This window comes from Ruegeria sp. YTSC106 (genome assembly GCF_059609765.1).
In genome coordinates, this window is the sequence record NZ_JBXWMI010000004.1 from 296,204 (window position 1) to 319,682 (window position 23,479).

21 protein-coding genes are annotated in these 23,479 nt (G+C 60.5%); 18 read left to right on the top strand and 3 right to left on the bottom strand.

Features of this window, described 5'->3' with window-relative positions; all coding sequences use genetic code 11:
• The first annotated feature begins 3 nt into the window (after positions 1-3).
• The 5 genes from cobN to cobJ are packed head-to-tail and all read left to right on the top strand — an operon-like array spanning position 4 to position 6,530.
• Positions 4-3,297 carry a cobaltochelatase subunit CobN gene (cobN, locus tag AC2FEB_RS08040; protein WP_496674799.1) on the top strand — a complete coding sequence of 1,098 codons (3,294 nt, stop codon included), beginning with the start codon at positions 4-6 and terminating at the stop codon, positions 3,295-3,297.
• On the top strand, positions 3,294-4,415 hold the full coding sequence (locus tag AC2FEB_RS08045) for a ferredoxin-like domain-containing protein (RefSeq protein ID WP_496674797.1): 1,122 nt from the start codon (positions 3,294-3,296) through the stop codon (positions 4,413-4,415). The genes cobN and AC2FEB_RS08045 overlap by 4 nt, the downstream gene beginning before the upstream one ends.
• The gene (locus tag AC2FEB_RS08050; protein WP_117869510.1) at positions 4,415-5,044 is read left to right on the top strand and encodes a precorrin-8X methylmutase; all 630 of its coding nucleotides are present in this window, start codon (positions 4,415-4,417) and stop codon (positions 5,042-5,044) included. Before AC2FEB_RS08045 ends, AC2FEB_RS08050 begins: the two co-directional genes overlap by 1 nt.
• A complete protein-coding gene (locus AC2FEB_RS08055; RefSeq protein WP_496674795.1) occupies positions 5,041-5,769 on the top strand; it encodes a precorrin-2 C(20)-methyltransferase in 729 nt (242 codons plus the stop codon). Before AC2FEB_RS08050 ends, AC2FEB_RS08055 begins: the two co-directional genes overlap by 4 nt.
• The gene (cobJ, locus tag AC2FEB_RS08060; RefSeq protein WP_496674793.1) at positions 5,766-6,530 is read left to right on the top strand and encodes a precorrin-3B C(17)-methyltransferase; all 765 of its coding nucleotides are present in this window, start codon (positions 5,766-5,768) and stop codon (positions 6,528-6,530) included. The genes AC2FEB_RS08055 and cobJ overlap by 4 nt, the downstream gene beginning before the upstream one ends.
• On the opposite strand, the gene AC2FEB_RS08065 is transcribed toward cobJ, so the two are convergent.
• Positions 6,521-7,252, bottom strand: coding sequence for a cobalt-precorrin-6A reductase (locus AC2FEB_RS08065; protein ID WP_496883982.1), 732 nt, complete (start codon positions 7,250-7,252; stop codon positions 6,521-6,523). The two genes, cobJ and AC2FEB_RS08065, sit on opposite strands and share 10 nt — an antisense overlap.
• Here AC2FEB_RS08065 and cbiE point away from each other — a divergent pair.
• The 13 genes from cbiE to mdoH all read left to right on the top strand — a co-directional run bounded on the left by cbiE (position 7,251) and on the right by mdoH (position 21,960).
• The gene (cbiE, locus tag AC2FEB_RS08070) at positions 7,251-8,450 is read left to right on the top strand and encodes a precorrin-6y C5,15-methyltransferase (decarboxylating) subunit CbiE (RefSeq protein WP_496883983.1); all 1,200 of its coding nucleotides are present in this window, start codon (positions 7,251-7,253) and stop codon (positions 8,448-8,450) included. The two genes, AC2FEB_RS08065 and cbiE, sit on opposite strands and share 2 nt — an antisense overlap.
• Positions 8,447-8,827: a cobalamin biosynthesis protein gene (locus tag AC2FEB_RS08075; RefSeq protein WP_496674788.1), complete on the top strand. Its 381-nt coding sequence runs from the start codon at positions 8,447-8,449 to the stop codon at positions 8,825-8,827. The genes cbiE and AC2FEB_RS08075 overlap by 4 nt, the downstream gene beginning before the upstream one ends.
• Complete coding sequence (gene cobM / locus AC2FEB_RS08080) at positions 8,824-9,618, top strand: precorrin-4 C(11)-methyltransferase (protein WP_496674786.1); 795 nt, start codon at positions 8,824-8,826, stop codon at positions 9,616-9,618. Before AC2FEB_RS08075 ends, cobM begins: the two co-directional genes overlap by 4 nt.
• Positions 9,605-10,927, top strand: coding sequence for a cobyrinic acid a,c-diamide synthase CobB (locus AC2FEB_RS08085; RefSeq protein WP_496883984.1), 1,323 nt, complete (start codon positions 9,605-9,607; stop codon positions 10,925-10,927). The genes cobM and AC2FEB_RS08085 overlap by 14 nt, the downstream gene beginning before the upstream one ends.
• Positions 10,924-11,652 carry a uroporphyrinogen-III C-methyltransferase gene (cobA, locus tag AC2FEB_RS08090; RefSeq protein ID WP_496674782.1) on the top strand — a complete coding sequence of 243 codons (729 nt, stop codon included), beginning with the start codon at positions 10,924-10,926 and terminating at the stop codon, positions 11,650-11,652. The genes AC2FEB_RS08085 and cobA overlap by 4 nt, the downstream gene beginning before the upstream one ends.
• Positions 11,645-12,415, top strand: a complete 771-nt coding sequence (gene cobF, locus AC2FEB_RS08095) for a precorrin-6A synthase (deacetylating) (RefSeq protein ID WP_496674780.1) — start codon at positions 11,645-11,647, stop codon at positions 12,413-12,415. Before cobA ends, cobF begins: the two co-directional genes overlap by 8 nt.
• Before the next feature lie 57 nt (positions 12,416-12,472).
• A complete protein-coding gene (locus AC2FEB_RS08100; protein ID WP_496674778.1) occupies positions 12,473-12,931 on the top strand; it encodes a DUF302 domain-containing protein in 459 nt (152 codons plus the stop codon).
• A gap of 78 nt (positions 12,932-13,009) precedes the next feature.
• Positions 13,010-14,629, top strand: a complete 1,620-nt coding sequence (locus AC2FEB_RS08105) for a thiamine pyrophosphate-binding protein (protein WP_496883985.1) — start codon at positions 13,010-13,012, stop codon at positions 14,627-14,629.
• Positions 14,616-15,800, top strand: a complete 1,185-nt coding sequence (locus AC2FEB_RS08110; RefSeq protein WP_496883986.1) for a CaiB/BaiF CoA transferase family protein — start codon at positions 14,616-14,618, stop codon at positions 15,798-15,800. The genes AC2FEB_RS08105 and AC2FEB_RS08110 overlap by 14 nt, the downstream gene beginning before the upstream one ends.
• 179 nt (positions 15,801-15,979) lie before the next feature.
• Positions 15,980-17,350 (top strand): tetratricopeptide repeat protein, encoded by a 1,371-nt coding sequence (locus AC2FEB_RS08115; RefSeq protein WP_496674772.1) that lies wholly within the window; start codon positions 15,980-15,982, stop codon positions 17,348-17,350.
• Positions 17,351-17,378: 28 nt separating this feature from the next.
• Positions 17,379-18,596 (top strand): OpgC family protein, encoded by a 1,218-nt coding sequence (locus AC2FEB_RS08120; RefSeq protein ID WP_496674770.1) that lies wholly within the window; start codon positions 17,379-17,381, stop codon positions 18,594-18,596.
• Positions 18,593-20,092, top strand: a complete 1,500-nt coding sequence (locus tag AC2FEB_RS08125) for an OpgD/OpgG family glucan biosynthesis protein (RefSeq protein WP_496674768.1) — start codon at positions 18,593-18,595, stop codon at positions 20,090-20,092. The genes AC2FEB_RS08120 and AC2FEB_RS08125 overlap by 4 nt, the downstream gene beginning before the upstream one ends.
• A complete protein-coding gene (gene mdoH / locus AC2FEB_RS08130) occupies positions 20,089-21,960 on the top strand; it encodes a glucans biosynthesis glucosyltransferase MdoH (RefSeq protein WP_496674766.1) in 1,872 nt (623 codons plus the stop codon). The genes AC2FEB_RS08125 and mdoH overlap by 4 nt, the downstream gene beginning before the upstream one ends.
• Here the strand turns inward: mdoH and AC2FEB_RS08135 are convergent, their stop codons facing one another.
• Together AC2FEB_RS08135 and AC2FEB_RS08140 are read right to left on the bottom strand one after the other, a co-directional pair.
• A complete protein-coding gene (locus AC2FEB_RS08135; protein ID WP_496674764.1) occupies positions 21,961-22,785 on the bottom strand; it encodes a CE1 family esterase in 825 nt (274 codons plus the stop codon). It abuts the gene before it with no gap.
• Positions 22,782-23,222, bottom strand: coding sequence for a rhodanese-like domain-containing protein (locus AC2FEB_RS08140; RefSeq protein ID WP_299901668.1), 441 nt, complete (start codon positions 23,220-23,222; stop codon positions 22,782-22,784). The genes AC2FEB_RS08135 and AC2FEB_RS08140 overlap by 4 nt, the downstream gene beginning before the upstream one ends.
• Positions 23,223-23,479: the final 257 nt, after the last annotated feature.

Consider the following 23,479-nt stretch of genomic DNA (forward strand, 5'->3'; position numbering starts at 1 on the left):
CCCATGCACGTCGTCTTCCGCGAAAGCCACGGGCTCGAGGAAACCGAGACCCCGACCGATCTGGGCCAGAGCCCAGCAGAACTGGTGGTGCTGTCTTTCTCGGACAGCGACCTGGGTGCTTTCGCGGCGGGCTGGCATCGTGGTGGCGGACCGGATGGGCGAATGCCGACCCTGCGGCTGGCCAATCTGACAGCTTTGAAACACCCGCTGTCCGTTGACACCTATGTCGAGCAGACGCTCGAGGGCGCCAAGGGCATTCTGATCCGTCTGATCGGTGGCGTGCCCTACTGGTCCTACGGCCTGCAGCAGGTTCTGGCACTGGCGCAGGCCAAAGGCATCGCTCTGGCCGTCCTCCCAGCGGACGGGCGCGAGGATACGCGGTTGGATGACTATTCCACCTTGCCCGTCTCGACCCTGCGGCGGCTGGCGCATCTGTGCGATACCGGCGGCGAGGTCGCGGCACAGGCCGCACTGGCACAGATGGCTCTGGCGGCAGGGCTTTATGCCGGTCCGGTGATGGGCGCCAAGACCTTGCCCGAATGTGGCGCGTGGTGTCCGGGTCGCGGCGTAATCCCGGTGGAAACCGCGTTCGAAGATAACGCTAAACGCATCCTCGTCACCTTCTACCGCGCTTACCTGACCTCGGCAGACACCGCCCCGATCGCCACCCTGATCCGCAGCCTGCGGGCCCGTGGATTCGAGGCGATGGGCCTGTTTGCCCCGTCGCTCAAGGCGCCTGTGGCCGCCGACTGGTTGCGGGAACAGGTTGTTGCGCTGAAACCATCGGCAATTGTCAATGCCACTGCCTTCTCGGGCAAAGGTGCGTCGGGAACATCGCCTCTGGACGCAGCAGATGTGCCTGTGTTTCAGGTCGCTCTCGCCACCTCGCGCCGCAAAGCGTGGGCCGAAGCAGAACGCGGGCTGTCCCCCGCCGATCTGGCCATGCATGTGGTACTGCCCGAGGTGGATGGGCGGATCTCGGCGGGAGTCGCGTCTTTCAAGGAACCCGGCAAACGCGATCCTCATCTGGAATACGCGCGCTTTGCACATCGGCCCGAACCGGACCGGATCGAAGCGATCATCGACCGTGTCTCGGGCTGGCTTGCACTGAACGATAAACCCAAGGCAGATCAGATTCCCGCGCTGGTCCTGTCCACTTATCCCGGCAAAGACTGGCAGATGGCCCATGCGGTTGGCCTTGACGCGCTGGCCTCGGCCCAAGCGATGCTGTCCGATCTTCGCGAAGAAGGCTATGACATCGCGACTGGCGAGCCGATTGCCGACACTCTTCTGGACGCACGGATTTCGTGGGCGCTCGAGGATTATCTGGATGCGCTTGCGGATTTGCCCGAGACCCTGCGCACCGATCTGCACACCGCATGGGGCGCGCCCGAAGATGATCCGGCCTGTGCCGATGGGGTCTTTTATTTCACCGCACTGCGACGCGGCAAGGCGCTGGTCGCGCTGCAACCCGAACGCGGCACGCCCGAGCTGCGTGATGACGACTATCATGACCTCTCGCGCACCCCGCGCCACAGCTATGTCGCCTTCTATTTGTGGCTGCGCAAAGGGTTGGGCGTGAACGCGCTGATCCACATCGGGGCACATGGAACGCTGGAATGGTTGCCCGGAAAATCGGTCGCTTTGTCTGCTCATTGCTGGCCCGAGGCGCTGATCCGCGATCTGCCGGTGATTTATCCCTTTATCGTCAATGATCCCGGTGAAGCCGCGCAAGCCAAGCGCCGGATTGGAGCGGTCACGCTGGGCCACATCCCGCCCCCGATGAAGGAAAGTGGCACGCCGGATCGGATGGTCCGGCTTGAATCGCTGCTGGATGAGTTTTCGAACGCCGACGGGCTTGACCCCAAACGCCGTGACCGCTTGCAGGAAGATATCCGTGATGAAGCGCAGGCCATTGGCTTGGAAAGCGATCTCGGCCTTGATCAGGCAACCTGCACCGCCGAAGCGATCACACGTATCGACCGCTTTGTCTGTGACATCAAGGAAAGCCAGTTTGGCGACGGGCTGCACATCTTCGGGCGCGTGCCCGAGGTGACGGGCAATTTCGATCCGGCCCCGTCGGCCCACGCTGAACGCGACGCGCTGATCAAAGCGCTCGGGGGCAAACGGATCGATGCCGGGCCTTCGGGTTCACCCTATCGTGGTCGGTCAGATGTTCTGCCCACCGGGCGGAACCTTTACACCACTGACCCGCGGTCGGTTCCGACCCGTGCGGCCTATGCGCAGGGTGTGAAACTGGCCGAGGAACTGGTGCGACGCCATCTTCAGGAAGAAGGCGATTACCCAAAAGGGCTGATCGTCGATCTGTGGGGGTCAGCCACCATGCGCACGGCGGGCGAGGAATTTGCCATGGCCTTGCACCTGCTGGGCGTCAAACCTGTATGGGACAAAGGGTCCGAGCGGGTTTCCGGCATCGAGGTTCTGCCGATCACTGACCTGAGCCGCCCGCGCCTGGACGTGACCTTGCGGGTGTCGGGCCTGTTTCGGGATGTTTTCCCGACGCTGTCCGCTTTGTTTGGCCAAGCGGTTCGCGCATTGGCCGCGCGTGATGAGGCGGCGGACTGGAACCCCTATGCCGGGCAGGAGCCGGTGGCGCGGGTCTATGGACCTGCGCCCGGAAGCTATGGCGTCAACATGACCGAACTCTCCGAGGTGTATACCGACGAGGCCCGTGCACAGGCAGGTGAAGCGTGGCTTGAGGCCAGCTCTTTTGCATTGGAAGGCGAACACATATCACAGGACAAGGACGGTATCACCCAACGCGTTGCAAATGCGGACAGCTTTGTCCACTTGCAGGACCTGACCGAAACCGATCTTCTTCTGGCCAACGATTATGCCACACACGAAGCGGGTTTTGCCGCCGCCAAGAAGATCGCCGGCGGAACCGCGCAGCTGTACCATCTGGACAACACAAATCCGGAAAATCCTCGTGCCCGCACCTTGCCTGAAGAAATCAGCCGTGTCGTCCATGCCCGCGCCACCAATCCCGGCTGGATCGCCGGGATGCAACGCCATGGTTTCCGCGGAGCCGCTGAAATCGCAGCGACGCTGGATCATATGGCCTCATTCGCGCATTTGTCCGGCACGGTCGCAGCACATCTATTTGACCTCTACCACGATGCCACGCTGGGCAACGCAGAGGTGGACGCGTTCCTGCAAGAGGCCAATCCCAAAGCTCGTCAGGCCATGCAGGACCGGTTCCGCGCGCTGCTGGAGGCCGGGCTTTGGAACACGCGCCGGAATTCCATCCGGGCCGATTTGGAGAAATTGAGATGAGTGCACCAATTGTTCAGGGCTGGTGCCCCGGCGCCCATCGTCCGATGATGTCCGGTGACGGTCTGGTCGTCAGGGTCAGGCCCCGGCTGGCGCGTCTGGACGCCGATCAGGCTCTGGGACTGTGCGATCTGGCGGACCGCTTTGGCAACGGCTCGATCGATTTGACCAATCGCGCCAATCTGCAAATGCGGGGCGTGGACGAGGAAGACCACCAGCCTCTGCTCAAAGAGCTTGCCGCGCTGAACCTGCTGGATGCGGAACCCGGCATCGAAATACGCCGCAATATTCTGGTTACACCGCTCTATCAGGCGGGCGATTTGACCGCTCGGTTGACCCATGAACTGATTGGCCGGCTTGCGGACCTGCCGGCCCTGCCTGCAAAATTCGGCTTTGCAATCGACACAGGCCCCGAACGTCTGCTGGCGTCGGATTCGGCGGATATTCGTCTGGAAACCGTTGCAGACGGCCTGATCCTGCGCGCCGACGGGTGCGAAACCGGGCGGAGCGTGACCGAGACCGACGCCATTGACCACGTGATTGCGCTGGCAATGTGGTTTTCCAAAACCTACACACCCGAGACACGCCGCATGGCGCGTGTCATCGACGCCCTGCCGCAGGAATGGCAAGGGTGTGCGCCCGGTTCTGTTGGCGCAAAGCTTCAACCCGGCCCCTGTGAACTGGGTGCTCTGTACGGAGCGGCTTTTGGGTCGCTGCCTGCGCGCAAGCTGTATGATCTGATCGAGGACAGCGGTGCTTGCGCCCTGCGCGTCACACCGTGGCGGCTGATCCTGCTGGAAGGCGGGGCGGCGATACCTGCCTCGGCGTTTGTCGAAGATGGAACCGATCCGTTGATGACCACCGACGCCTGCCCCGGCGCACCGTTCTGCCCGCAGGCACAGGCAGAGACGCGCGACATCGCCCGCGCATTGGCTTCGCGTGTTTCCGGACGTCTCCATGTTTCAGGCTGTAGCAAGGGATGCGCCCGCATGGGCCCCGCTGACATCACATTGGTAGGCGATAACGGACGATTTGATCTTGTCAAACAGGGCCGCGCGGGGGATGAGCCCTGCCAGCGCGGGCTTGACCCCCAAACACTCATGACCATGGACTTCACCTGATGCCCTATACATACGAAACCGATGGCGCAGCGATCTACAAGGAAAGCTTTGCCACCATCCGGTCCGAGGCTGATCTGGACCGGTTTGATGCCGATGAAGAGCAGGTTGCCGTTCGGATGATTCACGCCGCGGGTATGGTCGGACTGGAAGAGTTCGTGCATTTCTCGCCCGGCTTCGTGCAAACGGCCCGTACTGCATTGGAAAACGGTGCACCGATCCTGTGTGATGCGCGCATGGTCAGCGAAGGCGTCACCCGCTTCCGCCTGCCCGCCGATAACGGGGTGATCTGCACCCTGCACGATGAACGCGTACGCCCGCTGGCCGCCGAGATGAGCAACACCCGTTCCGCCGCTGCGCTGGAGCTGTGGCGGCCGCATCTGGAGGGCGCGCTGGTCGCCATCGGCAATGCGCCCACCGCGCTTTTTCATTTGCTGAACATGCTGGAAGACCCGGATTGCCCGCGCCCTGCCGCGATCATCGGCTGCCCGGTAGGCTTTGTCGGTGCGGTGGAATCCAAGGATGCGCTTTGGGAAGCCCAACCGGTGCCGTCCTGCATTGTCAAAGGCCGTCTGGGCGGCAGCGCCATCACAGTGGCGGCCGTCAACGCCATCGCAAGCCGGGCAGAATGAAGATGGGCACCATATACGGTGTGGGCCTTGGCCCCGGCGACCCGGATTTGATGAGCGTCCGGGCGGATCGCCTGCTGCGCAATGCAAAACATGTGGCGTTCTTCCGCAAACCCGGTCGCAGCGGCCAGGCACGCAAGATCGTCAACGGGATGATCCCCGAAGGTGCTATCGAGTTCCCTATGGAGTATCCCGTGACCACCGAGATCCCGGTGACAGATCCGCGCTATAACGAATTGCTGGCTGCGTTCTACGAAGACTGCACCAAGCATCTCAAGGCCCTGTCCGAACAGGGTGAGGACGTGGTTGTTCTGTGCGAGGGTGATCCGTTCTTCTATGGCTCGTTCATGCATCTTTACAGTCGTCTACGCGAAGACGCGCCGGTTGAAGTTGTACCCGCCATTACGGGCATGTCCGGAGCCTGGACCGCGACAGGAGACCCGATCACCTGGGGTGATGATGTTCTGACCGTGCTGGTTGGCACCCTGCCCGAAGACACGCTGGCTGAACGCATGGCTAAAACCGATGCATTGGTCGTGATGAAAATCGGGCGCAACATCGACAAGGTGAAACGCGCTCTGAAGACAGCTGGCCTGTATGACCGGGCATGGATCGTGGAATATGCGCAGATGCCAAACCAGACGGTGACTAAGCTGTCTGAAGCCTGCGAGAAGATCACCCCGTATTTTTCGATCATCGTCGTGCACGGTCAGGGGCGGCGACCATGAGCGGCTGGGTCAAGATTGCCGGTCTTGGGCCGGGTGACGAGGCGCTTGTTACGCCAGAAGTAACGGCCGCACTGGCCGAAGCCACCGATGTTGTGGGCTATATTCCTTATGTGGCGCGTATTTCCGAGCGCCCCGGCCTGACACTGCATGCCAGTGACAACCGGGTCGAAATAGACCGTTCGCGACACGCGCTGCAAATGGCCGCAGAAGGCAAACGCGTGGTCGTTGTATCCTCGGGTGATCCCGGCGTGTTTGCCATGGCGGCGGCCGTTTTCGAAGCGCTGGAAAACGGCCCCGCAGAATGGCGCGACTTTCAGATCGATGTGCTGCCGGGGATCACGGCGATGTTGGCTGCATCCGCGCGCGCGGGCGCCCCAATGGGGCATGATTTCTGCGCCATCAACCTCAGCGACAATCTCAAACCATGGTCATTGATCGAAAAACGCCTGCGTCTTGCTGCACAGGCGGATTTCTCGATGGCCTTTTACAATCCACGCTCGAAGTCCCGCCCGGAAGGCTTTGTAAAGACGCTGGAAGTCCTGCGCGACGAGTGTGAGCCCGAGCGTGTGATCCTGTTCGCCCGCGCCGTATCGCGGACAGATGAAGAGATGCGTATTTCGACACTGGCCGAAGCCACGCCCGACATGGCTGATATGCAGACCGTGGTGATCGTGGGTTCATCCCGCACGCGTGTCATCGAGCGCGATGGAGCACCCATCATTTACACTCCTCGCTTCACCCCTGATGAGGATCAGGGATGAAACAGCCAGTCCAGAACCTGTCCGACCTGCGAAAACTCGGTCCGCTTCGGCAGAACCGGGCGATCGATCATCAGCACGGGCAGGCCCAGCGCCCGCGCCGCATCCAGCTTGGCGCGCGCCCCCGAGCCGCCTGCGTTCTTGGACACGACCAACTGCGTCCCATGGTGCTGCATCAGCGCTCGGTCGTCTGCTTCGGCAAACGGCCCTCTGGCGACGACCACCTCTGCGTTCGGCAAGGGCAAAGTGTCGGGCTCATCCACAAGGCGCAGCAGGTAACTGTGTTGAGGCTGGGTCGAAAAATCTTCAAGATGCATTCGGCCAACTGCAAGGAAGACACGCTGAGCATCGCCGGACAATGCGTCGACGGCGGCAGCGATATCGGGCACGTGATGCCAGATATCGCCGGGCTGCGACATCCAGGCCGCGCGGGTCAACGCGGCCAATGGCGTCCGCGTCGCGGCGCACGCCTCAATCCCGTTCCGGCTCATCCGGGCCGCAAATGGATGGGTCGCGTCCACGACATGGGTGATGGCATTGTCACTGACATAGGCGGCCAGACCTTCCGGACCGCCGAAACCGCCAACCCTTACCGGCAAAGGCTGCGGACGCGGGTTTTCGACCCGTCCAGCGTAGGAATACACAGCCGCAATCCCTTGTTCCGAAACAGCTTTGGCCAGCGCATTGGCCTCGGTCGTTCCGCCAAGGATCAGGAGGTTTGTCATGTCTGAATCTCCGTGGCTGACCGTTCTTGGATTGGGCGAAGACGGGTTTGATGGCCTGTCGACTGCCAGCCGTCAAGTGCTGGACCGGGCCGAAGTGATCATGGGGCCGCCCCGTCACATGTCGTTGCTGCCTGAAACAGGGGCGGAACGTGTCGAATGGCCAGCGCCGTTCTCGGATGGGCTGCCTATCCTGAAAGGATTGCGTGGCCGGCAGACCGTTGTTCTGGCCTCGGGCGATCCGTTTTGGTTTGGCGCAGGTTCCGTCATTGCGCGCAATTTCGATGCCGGTGAATGGACCGCCCTGCCCGGCCAATCCACCTTTTCTCTCGCCGCTGCCCGGCTCGGCTGGCCTTTGGAAAACACTCTGACTTTCGGCTTGCATGCCGCCCCACTGACCCGTTTGCGACCGCATCTGGCCCCGGGACTGCACGCGATCCTGTTGCTGCGCGACGGAAAAGCCGTGGCGGAACTGGCTACGTATCTGACCGAGACAGGCTTTGCCGACTCGGCCCTGCATGTGATGCAGGCCCTAGGTGGCCCGCGCGAAAACACCCGAACAGTCACCTTAACCGAAGCGCTGTTGGGTACGTTCGACCATCCGGTCTGCGTCGGGCTGGAAGTTTCCGGTGCAGGACCCGCCCTGTCCAAAGCGTCTGGTAAACCGGACGCCATCTTTGAGACGGACGGGCAGATCACCAAACGCCCGATCCGCGCGCTGACACTCTCGGCGCTTGCCCCGCAACGGGGCGAGCATCTGTGGGATATCGGAGGGGGCACTGGTTCGATCAGCATCGAGTGGCTGATGTGTGACCCAAACCTGACCGCAACCAGCATAGAACCCCGCGCTGAAAGAGCAGATCGCATTCGTCGGAATGCAATTGCATTGGGACAGGATCGGTTGAACGTCATCCATGGCACCGCGCCCGCTGCGCTGAACGGGTTAGAATTGCCTGATGTGGTTTTCATCGGGGGGGGGCTCAGTGCAGACCTGCTGAACTGGGTGCACACGAATCTACCCTCTGGCACGCGTCTGATCGCCAATGCGGTGACTTTGGAAAGCGAGGCCACACTTGCCCATTGGCATGAGAAGCTGGGCGGTGAACTCCTGCGGATCGAACTCGCACAATCTGCGCCGCTTGGACCACGCCGCGGCTGGAAATCCGCCTACCCGGTAGTGCAGTGGAGCGTAACGCTATGATCGTTGCCGGTTTGGGATTCTCGTCTGCCGCCACAGTCGACAGCCTGCGCGCCGCGTATGATGCGGCGGCAGCGAGCAGGGATGTGACCGCCCTGGCAACTGTTGCCGACAAGGAAGGTCATTCCGCCCTGACAGTTTTTGCCGAAGAACTGTCCCTTCCACTGCATTTCGTTGCCGCCTCCGATCTGGCCGGTCAACGCACGCTTACCTGCTCGACCCGCAGCCGCGCCACCTATGGCACCGGAAGCGTGGCCGAAGCATCCGCATTGGCCGCCGCCGGAAAGCTATTTGGCTTGGGCGCGCGGCTGCTTTCACCCAGACAGATTTCAGACGACCGGCTGGCGACCTGTGCCATAGCCATCGGAGGACAGATATGACCGTTCATTTCATCGGCGCCGGACCGGGCGCTGCCGACCTGTTGACACTACGTGGACGCGACATCATCGCATCCTGCCCCGTTTGCCTCTATGCAGGCTCCCTGGTTCCGGAAGAAATCCTCGACCACTGCCCCGAAGGTGCAAAGATCGTGAACACCGCACCAATGGACCTGGATCAGATCATGGCCGAGATCGAGGCCGCACATCAGGCCGGCCAGGATGTGGCCCGTCTGCATTCCGGCGACCTGTCGGTCTGGTCGGCGATGGGGGAACAGATCCGCCGCCTGAAAAAAATGGGCATCCCGGTCAGCGTAACCCCGGGCGTTCCGTCCTTTGCCGCGGCTGCGGCGGCTTTGGGAACCGAACTTACTTTGCCCGGCCTGGCGCAATCCGTGGTTCTGACCCGGACGCCGGGCCGCGCATCTTCCATGCCCGAAGGCGAGACGTTGAAGAATTTCGCACGCACAGGGGCGACACTTGCCATTCATCTGTCGATCGGCAATCTGGACAAGGTCATTGCTGACCTGATCCCAGCCTATGGCACTGACTGCCCAGTTGCCGTGGTCTATCGCGCAAGCTGGCCGGATGAACGGATCATCCGCGCGACGCTAGAAACGCTCAAGGAAGCCCTGGACGACGGCATCTTGCGCACTGCGTTGATCATGGTTGGTCCGGCACTGGCGGGCGAAGGCTTTGACGAAAGCTGCCTTTATTCGAAAGATTACGACCGCCGCTATCGTCCACAAAGTGCCGAGAGCCCCTGGTCGAGCTGGAGCCATGGTGATGATTAACCCTCCGGGCCTTCTGATCTCCGCACCGTCCTCCGGCACAGGCAAGACAACGGTCATGCTGGGCCTGTTGCGAGCGCTGGCCGAGGATGGCCTGACCGTTCAACCGTTCAAGAGCGGACCGGATTATATTGACCCCGCCTTCCACCGAGCAGCGGCTGGGCGGGCTTCGTTTAATCTTGACAGTTGGGCGATGGGTGACCCGCTGTTGAACGCAATTTCAGCTCAGGCCGAAGGCGCTGACATCGTGGTGGCCGAAGGCTCGATGGGCCTGTTCGATGGCGTGGCCAAGCCGGGCGAGTTGGGTCATGGGTCAAGCGCCGAGACTGCCGCACGGATGGGTTGGCCGGTCGTACTGGTTCTGGATGTTGGCGGTCAGGCGCAATCTGCGGCGGCCACAGCGCTGGGGTTCAAGATGTACAACCCCGATCTGCCCTTTGCGGGAGTGATCCTGAACCGCTGCGCCAGCCCACGGCACGAGCGCCTGACACGGTTGGGGATGGAACGTGCAGGCTTGCCGGTACTCGGTGTTCTGCCGCGCCGAGGCGACCTTACCCTCCCCGAGCGTCACCTGGGTTTGATTCAAGCCGTCGAACACCCGGATCTGGAAAGCGCCATTGTGGGATATGCTACATTTCTGCGCGAACATGTGGAACTGGAAACGATCAAACGGGCGGCTTCCTCAGGCCCCATTGGGCCATCGTCAGACGCGCTGCCGCGCCCTCCGGCCCAGCGGATTGCACTGGCTCGCGATGCGGCATTTTCCTTTACTTATCCGCATTTGCTGGAAGGCTGGAGCGCAGCAGGGGCCGAGATACTGCCCTTCTCACCTCTGGCCGATGAAGCTCCGGCGACGGATGCCGATCTGGTCTGGCTACCCGGCGGATATCCGGAACTGCATGCCGGGACGTTGGCTGCTGCCGGAACGTTCCTCGCTGGTCTGCGCAAGCACGCGGAAACAAGGCCTGTGCATGGGGAGTGCGGTGGATATATGGCGCTGGGTCATGCGCTGATCGACAAGGATGGCGTGCGGCATGAAATGGCTGGCCTGCTGGGGCTGGTGACGTCGTACCAAAAACGCAAATTCAACCTGGGCTATCGCAAAGCCGAACTTTTGGCCCCGATGCCGGGATTTGCACAGAATGCGGCGCTGCGCGGGCATGAGTTCCACTATTCCTCGATCGTGGATCAGCCTGACGCGCCACTCGCCCGTGTGTTTGATGCCGAAGGCGCAGAAGGGCCTCAGACCGGCTCTGTTCGCGGCAATGTCACCGGTACGTTCTTTCACCTGATTGCGGAGGCATCTGAATGAGCGGATTTGTCTCTTTCGTCGGATCCGGCCCTGGTGATCCGGAATTGCTGACACTGAAGGCCGTAGATCGCCTGCAAAAGGCCGATGCGGTTTTGTTCGATGACCTCAGCAGCGGGCCTATATTGAGCCATGCGCGCGAAGACGCGGATCTTGTGGGCGTGGGCAAACGGGCCGGTCGACCGTCCCCCAAGCAGGACCATGTCAGCCGGTTGCTTGTGGACTACGCCCAGACCGGCCAACATGTCGTGCGGCTGAAGTCCGGCGATGGCGGCATGTTCGGGCGCCTGGAAGAAGAGCTTGTTGCCCTGCGTAATGCAGGCATTGAATTCGAGATCATTCCCGGCATCCCGTCTGCCGTCGCTGCCGCAGCTGCCGCTGGCATTCCGCTGACGCGTCGTCTGACCGCACGGCGGGTGCAGTTCGTGACAGGACATGATGTCAGTGGCGCGTTGCCGGACGATCTGAACCTGACAGCACTGGCAGATTCTCAGGCCACCACCGTCGTATTCATGGGCAAACGTACTTTCCCGCTTCTGGCAGAAGCTTTGCATTCCCGCGGCCTGCCTTTGGATACGCCTGCCCTAATGGCTGAATCGGTTTCGACCCCGGATCAGAAGCTGACGAGCGCCACCATCGGCGCCTTGGCCGAACAGCTGAAATCCGAGATCGGCACAGCTCCGGCCCTGATCCTTTATGGGCCGCTGGCGGAGTGCGAAGATGATTGACCTGAGCCTGATTGGCATCGGCACCGGCAACCCGGATCATGTGACCTTTCAGGGTGCGCAGGCGATCCGGTCGGCCGATCTGATCCTGATCCCCCGCAAAGGTGAGAACAAGGCCGATCTGGCCGGGCTGCGTGAGGAAATCATTGATCGGGTAACCGAGACACCGCCGGAGATTGCCTATTTTGACATCCCCAAGCGCCGCGCGGATGACGGCTATCTGCATGGCGTAGACGAATGGCACGACGCCATTGCACTGCGCTGGCAAGACGCGATAGAGGCCCACCCGGAGGCGCAGCACATTGCGCTGCTGATTTGGGGCGATCCGTCCCTGTATGACAGTTCGCTGCGCATTGCGGCGCGGCTGGACCCCAAGCCCAACACCAAGGTGATTCCGGGTATCACAGCCTTGCAGGCATTAACCGCGGCTCATGCGATCCCGATCAATGATCTGGGCGCACCCTATGTCGTGACCACCGGGCGCCGTATCAGGGATGAAGGCTGGCCTGAAACCGCTTCAAAAGTCGCCGTCATGCTGGATGGGGAATGCTCGTTCCAATCCCTTGAAAGGGCAGAGTATGACATCTGGTGGGGTGCCTATGTGGGTATGAAAGAAGAGCTGTTGATAAGTGGCCCGTTGGATCAGGTCGCGCAGCGGATCCTTGATACGCGCGCCCGCGCCCGAGCCGATCATGGCTGGATCATGGATATCTACGTGCTGAAGAAACGCGAGGTGCAGCGCTGCTCGGCGAACACGGATTCGTGACTGCGCAGAGCTCTCAAGTCTGGCACACAGGTCAAAGCAAGATACCGGAGACGCGTGATGAAAGCCTTCATTCCCCTGCTCTGCCTGATCGCTTTACCCCTTTGGGCTCAAGACACGCCCGAGGGCTGGGCCGTATACCCATCCCAAAAGCCGTACGCCGAGCTGGTTGACGCAACCAAAGCCGCGATCAAGGAAAACGGACTGATCGTCGTGACTCAGGCGGGCCCGACCAAAGCGGCGGCAGCACGTGGGATTACCCTTCCGGGAAACCGCGTGATCGGGGCCTTCAACAATGACTACGCCGTGCAGGTTCTGGAGACCTCGGTCCACGCGATGATCGAGGCTCCGATCCGGTTTTACGTAACCGAGAACGAAGACGGGACGGCGACCCTGTCTTACAAGACCCCCAGCTTTGTCTTTACGCCTTACGCATCGGAAGGTGGGCAAGACCTGGTGAATATTGCCACAGAACTTGACACAAAGTTTCAATCGATCGCTGAAAGCGCAGTCAAATAGTCACACTGCCGTGAACCGCCTTGCGTCCAGAGGCGTCCTCCGCAATCTGCTTCGAAACAGTTTCTCGGAGCATGACTGATGCAGGACTCCTCGCCCCGCGCTGCGGATCTTCTGGCCCAACGTCTTTATGAAGCGGGCTGTCGTCACGCCTTTGGGATGCCGGGGGGCGAGGTCCTGACGCTGGTCGACGCACTGGAAAAGGCAGGGATCACCTTTCATCTGACCAAGCACGAAAACTCTGCCGGGTTCATGGCAGAAGCCGTGCATCATCGCGACGGTGCACCTGCGATTCTGGTGGCCACGCTGGGTCCGGGTGCAATGAACGGGATCAATGTGGTGGCGAACGCTTTGCAGGATCGTGTGCCGATGGTCGTTCTGACCGGATGCGTCGACGCGGACGAAGCGTTGACCTATACCCATCAGGTCATGGATCACAGCCGGGTTTATCGCTCGATCACCAAGGGCACTTATACACTGACAGCCAAAGGCGCGGATGTCATTGCTGGCAAGGCGGTGTCACTGGCCATGCAACCACGACCGGGCCCGGTTCATATCGACGTTCCGATTTCAGTGGCCGACACGCCTGCAACCGGCGTGAAACGCCGCCGGCTGGCCAAGGTCGCGCCGGTCAGCCCCGGCGGTGAATGCCTTGAGAAGGCCCGCCGCTGGGTGGCCGAGGCTGAACGCCCCATTGCCATTATCGGCCTGGATGTCCTCTATGACGACTCGCGCAGTGTGGTACAGGCGTTCCTGGAAAATTTTGATATTCCTTTCGTGACGACCTACAAGGTCAAAGGTGTCGTGCCCGAGGATCACCCGCTGTGTCTCGGCGGCGCGGGGCTGTCGCCGCTGGCTGACAAGCATCTCGTGCCTCTGGTCGAACAATCGGACTTGGTATTGTGTTTGGGATATGACCCGATCGAAATGCGCACCGGTTGGCGTGAGATCTGGGATCCGGAAGAAAAACGCGTCATCGATATCTCTGCCGTGGTCAACGACCACTACATGCATCAGGCTGGATTGAACCTTGTCGCCGACACGGGCGAGACATTGGAGGCAATTGCCAAAGGCAACCCGGCCCGTGAAACATGGCCGGGCAACGAGCCAGCGCAGGTTAAAGCCGCGCTGGCAAAGGCCTTCCCCACCGATGAAAGCTGGGGGCCCGCTGCCGTCATTGCCGAAACCCGCGCTGTCCTGCCGCCTGAAACATTGGCCACCGCCGACAGTGGCGCTCACCGCATTCTGCTGAGCCAGATGTGGGCGTGCAACGAAGAACGCGGGTTGATCCAATCCTCGGCGCTCTGCACTATGGGCTGCGCTGTTCCGATGGCCATTGGCCTGAAACTGGCAGAGCCCGACCGCCCGGTGATCAGCTTCTCGGGCGATGCCGGGTTCCTAATGGTTGCAGGAGAATTGTCGACTGCTGCTGAAATGGGCGGCAACCCGATTTTTCTGGTTTTCGTCGATGCCAGCCTTGCCCTGATCGAGTTGAAACAACGCCAGCGACAGATGCGTAGCACGGGCGTCGATTTCGGCCATCATGACTTTGCCGCCATGGGCCGGGCCTTTGGCGGCAATGGCCATACGGTTCATAACAGGACAGAGTTGCGCGCCGCACTGGAAGCTGCTGTAAAGGCTGAGACATTTACAGTGATTGCCGCTGAAGTTGAGCGTGGAGGCTATGATGGCCGCATCTGAAGGCCCATTGAAGGGTGTCAAGGTTCTGGACCTTAGCCGGATCCTGGCAGGCCCCACCTGCACGCAACTGCTGGGCGATCTGGGTGCAAGCGTCATCAAGATCGAAAACCCGGCAACCGGGGGCGATGACACGCGGCAATGGGCCCCGCCATACGTGAGCGATGCCGAGGGCAACCGCTCGGATCTGAGCGCCTATTTCATGTCGGCCAACCGCAACAAGAAATCCGTCGCGCTGGATATCTCCTCGACCGAGGGTCAGGCGGAAATCAGACGGTTGGCGTCACACGCGGACATCCTGATCGAGAACTTCAAACCGGGCGGCTTGGCCAGGTATGGGCTGGACTACGCCACCCTGTCGCAAGAGTTTCCAAGCCTCGTGTACTGTTCAATCTCGGGCTACGGTCAAACTGGGCCGAATGCCAGCAAGCCCGGCTACGACCTGATGGCGCAGGGCTATGGCGGGATCATGTCGCTGACCGGCGACCCCGAGGGCGCCCCCATGAAAGTGGGCGTTGGCATCGCCGACGTGATGTGCGGGATGTATGCGACTGTTGGTATCCTGGCCGCACTGCGCCACCGCGACTTGACCGGCGAGGGCCAACAGATCGATCTGGCGCTGGTAGATTCTCAGATTGCCTGGCTGATCAATGAAGGCGTCAACTATCTGACGTCAGGCAATGTTCCGCAAAGACGCGGCAACGGGCACCCGAATATCGTCCCTTATGACGTTTACGAAACCGCCGATGGGCACGTGATTCTCGCGGTTGGAAATGACGGCCAGTTCAGAAAGCTCTGCGGCTTCATCAATGCTCCTGAACTGGCAGACGATCCGAGATTCGCGACCAACCCGGCCCGATTGGAGCATCGTGACGCACTGAATTCCATCCTTCGTCCTGCGGTGCAGGCGCTGGACACCCAGACCGTTATTTCCGGCCTGGAAGCTGTCAAAGTGCCCGTCGGCCCGGTGCAGACGCTGGATCAGGTTTTCAACACGGAACAAGTGGCTGCAAGACAAATGCAGATTGCCATGCAGGCCCATCCGGGTCAGGTCAACCTGATAGGGAATCCTCTGAACCTGTCTCGCACGCCTGTAACATATCGAAATGCTCCACCGGTCTGTGGAGCCGATACCGAGGCCGTTCTGAGCGCTGAAAACCCGTTCGAGGATTGAAATACTTGCACATTTAGGCGGCAAGTTGCTGAAACATGCCCTTGAATCGGCGGTTTTTTTCGTCTTTTACGCACACGTCATTTCACCAATTCGAGAGCAGGGTCGATACTGTTACGCCCCTCTCGCACACTCTGTTACATCGAACAGTGTCAAATATCGCAATCAGATTGGACCCAAGCATGAAACAAGACGTTTTCGGACAGATGAACACCCTGACCCAGCCGGCAGCCGTCGAAGCCTGGAATGGTGTTCTGCTTGGGTTCATGGCTCATGCCGCGGTCACTCCTCAGCATCTGGGCAAAGTGCTCGAGCTTGAGCCCGACTTCGCGCTGGGTCATGCGATCAAAGGTCTGTTCATGGCGCTGCTTGGACGGCGAGAGATGATGGCGGTTGCCGTCGAAGCGCTGGCTGCCGCCAATGCGGCGACGGAACGTCAGCCCGTAACTGAGCGCGAACGTCTGTATGTGGAGTCGCTGGCCCTGTATCTGGCCGGCCAACAGGCGCAGGCGGTTCAGACATTCGAAAGACTCCTGCGTGACCATCCGCAGGACACTCTGGCGATGAAACTAAGCCACGCAACCCGCTTCGTTCTGGGTGATCCGGGCGGAATGCGCCGCTCGATCGAGCGGGTGATGCCCGCTTATGAACCGGATCATCCGGGGCGCGGTTATCTGCTGGGCTGTCATTCCTTCGCACTGGAGGAAACCGGCGCTTACGAGAAGGCCGAGATCTCAGGCCGGCAGGCGCTGTGGATGGTGTCCGACGACGCCTGGGGCCTTCACGCGGTGGCCCACGTTCATGAGATGACAGGCAACGCGCAGCTTGGCCTTGACTGGCTGGCCGGGCGTGAGGCCGCCTGGTCCCACTGCAACAATTTCCGTTACCACGTCTGGTGGCACAAGGCACTGATGCATCTGGATCTGGGTCAGGTCGATCATGTGATGGAGCTGTATGACGCCCATATTCGCAAGGACAAAACCGACGATTACCGGGACATCTCGAACGCAACTTCACTTCTGACTCGGCTTGAGCTCGAAGGCGTAGATGTTGGGAACCGCTGGGAAGAACTGGCTGATCTGAGTGCAGCGCGGACTGAAGACGGCTGCCTGATCTTCGCGGATCTACACTATTTGCTGGCGCTGACCGGTGATAACCGCGCCGACGCCACGGCCAAGATGCTGAGCCGCATGAACAAGGATGCAGCGCGCGCCAATGACGACATGACCCGCCGAATGGCGGATCCCGGTGTTGCCGCTGCCATGGGCCTCGAGGCCTTTGGTGACGGTCATTACGCCACGGCCTTTGATCACCTTTTGACGGCACGCGGTTCCATGCAACTGGCCGGTGGCAGCCACGCTCAACGCGATGTATTTGAACGCATTACCATCGATTCCGGTGTTCGGGCCGGGCGCCTCGATGCAGTCGAGCGCATTCTGGATGATCGCCGGGCCAAGCGCGCCGGAGGTGAAGACAATTATGCCATCGCGCGCCGCGCCCTGATCGACGCAGCCCGTGACAATGGCGACGCGCAAAGCGTCCCCGCCGAATAACAAGAAGACCAAGAAGGACAGAAAACGTATGGCGACCATATCGCCCGCTTCTGATTTTGCACCCGCTGCGGCCCCCGCCGCAGCCTCTGCCAGCACGCGCGATCCGCGGCTGGATTTCTACCGTGGCATTGCGATGTTTATCATCCTGATTGCACATATCCCCAATGATCCCTGGGCCAAATGGATTCCCGCGCGGTTTGGCTATTCCGATGCAACCGAGATCTTTGTGTTCTGTTCGGGTATGGCCTCGGCCATCGCCTTTGGAGGTGCATTTCTGCGCAAAGGCTGGTGGATGGGAACCGCACGTGTCGCGTACCGCATTTGGCAGGTTTATTGGGCGCATATTGCCTTGTTCTTCTTTGTTGCCATGACGATGGCCGCGCTGGATCAGACTGGCACGTTCGAGAAAACCTATGTCTCGTCGCTGAACCTACAGCATTTTTTCAATGACCCCGCGCCGCAGATGGTCGGGATTTTTACTCTGACCTATGTTCCGAACTACTTCGATATCCTGCCGATGTATCTGGTCGTACTGGCGCTGATGCCGCTCTACATGGCGCTCTACCGCGTCAGTTTCTGGCTGATGGCGGCAGTTTGCGTGGCCATCTGGTTCATCGCACAAACCGGCGCGCTGGCCCTTCCCGCTGAACCCTGGTCCGCGCGCCAGTGGTTCTTCAACCCTTTTGGCTGGCAATTGCTGTTCTTCACCGGCTTTGCGTTCATGCGCGGTTGGATCCCGGCCCCGCCCGTGTCAAAGTCTTTGATCTGGGTGGCAATTGCCTTTGTCGTCCTGTCGGCTCCGTTCGGGTCTTGGAAAGTCTTCACCTGGATCAATACGGCTGCGCCCGAGCTAGGCGCAGTGATCCGCAAGGGCTGGCCCCTGACCGAAGAGCTGCGCGGTAAAACCGAGTTCGGCCTTCTGCGATATGTCCACTTTCTGTCGCTGGCCTATCTGGGATGGGTTGCAGCGGGCGAGCGCGGCCACCGTCTGATCGCAACAGGTCATGGTGTGGGCGCACGTATCTGGCAATTTCTGCTCGCCGTTATCACCAAGGTCGGCCAGCAATCCCTTGCCGTCTTTGTGTTTTCCATGGCCGCGGCCCGGCTGATCGGCGTCGCGCTGGATCAGGCTGGGCGGGATGTCGCCACTGTCTTTGTCGCCAACATGATTGGGTTTGCGATGATCATCGGCGTTGCCTATCTGGCAGCTTGGTTCAAGTCACAACCCTGGAAGTCGAAGAAATGAAATTCACACGCCGCGAATTCCTCGTCTCGACGACTGCTTTGGCCTTTGCCCCGACCGCGTACGCGACGGGCGGTGAGACGCCTTTTGACCGTGATTACGTAATTGAAATGGCCCGCGATCTGGCCAGCCGCCCCTATGTGGAACGCGAGATGGTACCACAGGAATGGCAGGACCTGACCTATCAGCAATACCGCTCCATCCGGTTCCGGCTTGACCGGGCGCTGTGGTACGAAACCGAGACGCCATTCAATGTCGATTTCTTCACCCCCGGCCTGTATTTCCCCCGCACCGTAAAGGTGGAGACGGTCGAGAACGGCATGACCAAGCCGGTCGCCTTCGATCTGGAAATGTTCGACAAGTCCGAAGACGTGCCGCAACTGCCAATCGATGACACGTTGGGCTTCTCCGGCCTGCGCCTGCGCACTGAAATGCACCGCCCCGGCAAGACAGATGAATTCTGCGTCTGGCAGGGGGCCAGCTATTTCCGCGCCATCGGTCTGCACGAGGTCTACGGACTGTCCGCGCGGGGTCTGGCGTTGAAAACCGGCGATCCGGATGGCGAGGAATTCCCCGAATTCATCCGTTTCTGGCTGGAACGTCCCGAACCGGGCCAACGCAACATGGTCGTGCATGCATTGTTGGACAGCCCCAGCGTGACCGGTGCCTATCGTTTCAACGTCACGGCGGGCGCTGATTGCATCATGGATGTTGAGGCAACGCTGTTCCCGCGCGAAGAACTGCCCCATGTGGGCATCGCTCCGGGAACTTCGATGTTCCTGTTCGACCAGACCAACCACAGCCGGTTCGACGATTTCCGCCCTGCTGTACACGACAGTGACGGCCTGCTGATCCGCAATGGCGCGGGCGAGGTTTTGTGGCGTCCGTTGGCCAACCCGACCCGTCTGCAGGTTTCATCCTTCGTCGATACAAACCCACGCGGGTTTGGTCTGATACAGCGCAAACGAGAGTTTTCGGACTACGCCGATCTCGAGGCAAATTACCACAAGCGCCCGGGCCTGTGGGTCGAGCCCCAGGAAGATTGGGGCAAAGGCTCGGTGACGCTGGTTGAGATCCCGGCAGATCAGGAAATCTATGACAACATCGTCGCCTATTGGCGTCCGGCTGAGCCCTTTGCGGCCGGCAGTCAGGTCGACCTGTCCTATCGCTTGATCTGGGGGGAAGAACCCCAACGCACACCGATGCCACGCGTAATCAACACCGCGATGGGCGAGAACACCTTTGGCGAAGGCCGGCTGGCCGTCATCGACTTTGAAGACAGCGAATTGTTCGCGGATATCGGCGCGATCACGGTTTTCGTGGATTCCCCCCATGCGGAAACCTCGGACGGGGTATTGCAACGCAACCCGGATACCGGTGGCCTGCGTCTGGCGTTCTCATTCCTGCCCGGCGATCGTAACCATGTGGAACTGCGGGCGCAGTTGCTGAAAGACAAACAGCCTGCCTCAGAGGTCTGGCTATACCGATGGACCACATGAACCGCGATCTGCATATCATGCCGCCCGAAGCCCCTCTGGCGATGCCTGCGCAGAACTTTGGCGCACGTTTCCGGGATGCGGACGCACCTTCCGGTCAGAACAGGTCATCTACCGGATTCTGGCGCGCGCTTGCCTTTTCGCCTGCAATGGCCGCCACTCTGGCCTTGCTATGGGTCATGAGCGATTGGTTCGGTGCGGCGGGCATCAACGTGATTGAAGGCATCCTTTTGACCTTGATCTCGTTCAACTTCTTCTGGATTTCCTTCACCGTCTGCACCGTTTTGCTGGGCATGGTGTCGCTGGCAAAACAGGAACGTCCCAAGCGCCGGACCGCAGGGCAACCCCTGCGGGTGGCGCTGCTGACCCCGGTCTACAACGAGGTCCCCTGGAACGTACTGGGCAATGCCCGCACCATGTTGGAAGATCTTCAGGCGCGCGGCGGGCAGCACCACTATGCCATGTTCATCCTGTCGGACACGCGCGACCCGGAAATTGCGGCACAGGAACAGGCCAGCGTCGAGGCACTGCGCACCACGCTGGCACCCGGGCTTGAGCTGTACTATCGCCGCCGCGAACAGAATACCGATCGCAAAGTGGGCAACATTGCCGACTGGGTCAGCCGCTGGGGCGCGGATTGGGATGCCATGCTGGTGCTGGATGCCGACAGCCTGATGACCGGGCGCGCGATCCATCGCCTGACCGATGCACTGGCATGCGATCCGGGTGCGGGCTTGATTCAAAGCTATCCGCAACTGATCGGCGCGCAGTCTGTCTTTGCCCGGATGCAGCAATTTGCGAACGGCGTCTACGGCATTGCCTTTGCCGAAGGTCTGGCCCGCTGGTGCGGGCAGGAAGGCAACTATTGGGGCCACAACGCGATTATCCGCACCAAGGCTTTTGCCGCAAGCGCCGGATTGCCCAAGCTGCGTTCGTTCAGCGGTCAGGACAAACTGATCATGAGCCACGATTTCGTCGAGGCTGGCCTGTTGCGCCGCGCCGGATGGGCCGTGCGATTTCTGCCGCGCATTCGCGGATCATATGAAGAAACACCGCCCACCCTCATCGATCACGCCATGCGGGACCGCCGCTGGTGTCAGGGCAACCTGCAACACCTGAAACTGTTGGGTTCATCCGGATTCCGTGCCGTGTCGCGGTTCCACATGTTCCATGGCGCAGTCGGCTATCTGATGTCCCCATTGTGGTTCGCCCTGTTGTTGATGTGGGCGCTTATCGGTCAGGGTCAGGATGCCTCTGTCCTGCATTATTTCAGCCCCGACAATCCTCTGTTCCCGCAATGGCCCGAGATGTCGGAAACCCGTCACGCGCTGATCATTCTGGTCATGTACGCGATGCTGTTGGCCCCCAAGGTTCTGGGCGTTCTGGCCCTGCCGCTAAGCGGTGTACGCTACGCGGATTTCGGTGGCGGGCGGAAATTCCTTGGCTCTTTCCTGGCAGAGGTTCTATTGTCGATCCTTTACGCTCCGATCCTGATGGTGCAACAGATGATCGCTGTTTTCCGTACGGCTTTCGGCATTCAGCGCGGTTGGTCGCCTCAGGCCCGCGACGGTGGCACCTATGGTCTGCGAACGCTGATCCTGTGCCATGCACTTGAAACCGTCAGTGGAGTGGCGCTGAGCGTCGGTATCCTGTCCGGTCTGGTGTCGATCTGGCTGGCCCCGATTGCCATCAGCCTGGCTCTGGCTATCCCATTATCTGCGCTCAGCGGTGTCTCGGCAGGTGCCGCGCGCAAAATGGTCGGAATGCGGGAGGACTTCAGCGAACCCGCCATCACCCGGTCAGCGCGCCGCTATCGCGATGAACTGAAGCGACTGGTCGAAGGCAAAGGCAACATGACCCCGGCCGAGTGATTAACTGCCGGGAAGCCCTTCATACCAATCGACCATCATGTCGGCCCAGCCCGCGGGAACGGTATGCCCTCCGGGAAACAAAGCAAATTCCAGCGCGCTGCCTTCGGCACAGGTGGTCCAGCGTCGGCGCATGAAATCACCTGTAGTACTGAACCCGGTTGGTTTGTGATCTATACATCTGTTGGCATCACGCCAGATTTCCAGGCCCGCGTAGATATCCCCCTGCTGATAGCGCCCTCCGCCCAGCAGGCGCCCTTCCAGCGGCACCACATTGTCTGTCCAGCCATGCGTATGGAACATGCGGATCGGTCCATTGCAGGTTTCAGGATGCGGACGCCAGAAACCACCGGAAACCGGAACATAGGCCGAGAACGTATCGGGGGCCTCGCAAGCCAGATAGTTGACCATGAAAGCACCAGCGGAAAACCCGCCCAGCAAGACACGGTCGGCGTCGATACCAAACCGCTTTGCCGCGTCTTGCACCAATTCGGTCAGAAAAGCGGTTTCGTCCCGATCCCCAAAGCCTGGATAGAAATTCCAGCTTTTGGTTCCGCCCCGGTCGGGCCGTTCCAGCCCCTCAGGGGCCATCACCGCGTAACCGCGTTTCAACAGCGGTTCGACCATCCCGCGATTGCGCATCGTACCCGACCCGCTGCCGCCATACCCATGCAGGAAAACCACCATGGGCGCATTGTCGGCATCGGGCAGTTCGATGTGATAGGCACCCATGGGCGTCTCACATGTATCCTCTTGCCCGGCACACCCCGCCAAAGCGGCTTGCCCGGTCACTGTAACGGTTAAAGCCAGGCTGAATTCCCGGATCATCCTGCATCCTCATCAATTTTTTGAACCGGTAATCCGGCCCGAACCCATCCCGGCCCTGCGGCCGAACCCAGCATGCCCTCGGGCACGTCGATGATATTGGTAAATCCAGCCTCGATCAGGCGGTTGCTCAGGCGTGCTGAACGCACACCGCGCGCGCAGATCAGCGCCACTGGCGCTGCCTGATTGCCACCGGTCAATTCCGTCAGTGCATTGACGAAATCTTCGCGCCGCATATCCAGCGGCACAGCACCCTCGCCAATTCCGGATGCCCGCCATTCGCGCGGAGTGCGGATATCTACCAGCAGAATGCGCCCGTCTACTGCCTGTTCATGGGCAACGGCTACGCTGATCCGGCCGCCACCGTGGTCTTCGGGGATCAAACGGTATTCCCTGATCGCAAACCCACCTGCGATCGCAGCACAAACGCCGATCAACATCCATCTTCGGATTCGGTTCACTTTCTCGGCCAAGATTCAGCCTCCTGTTCGCTGAGATTTGTTCTATCACAGGTGGGGTGAAACGGGGGCGTTGAAAAACCCCGACCCACATCAAGATCGTGTCATTTTTTCGCAACGTGGCAGAATACCTGACCGAACCATTAGGACTCTGTAAAAAAGTTACAATATCTGGACAGTCGGCAAAATATCTTTACAAAATTGGCTTCACACTGACCGCCCAGATCGGAGTATCGCAC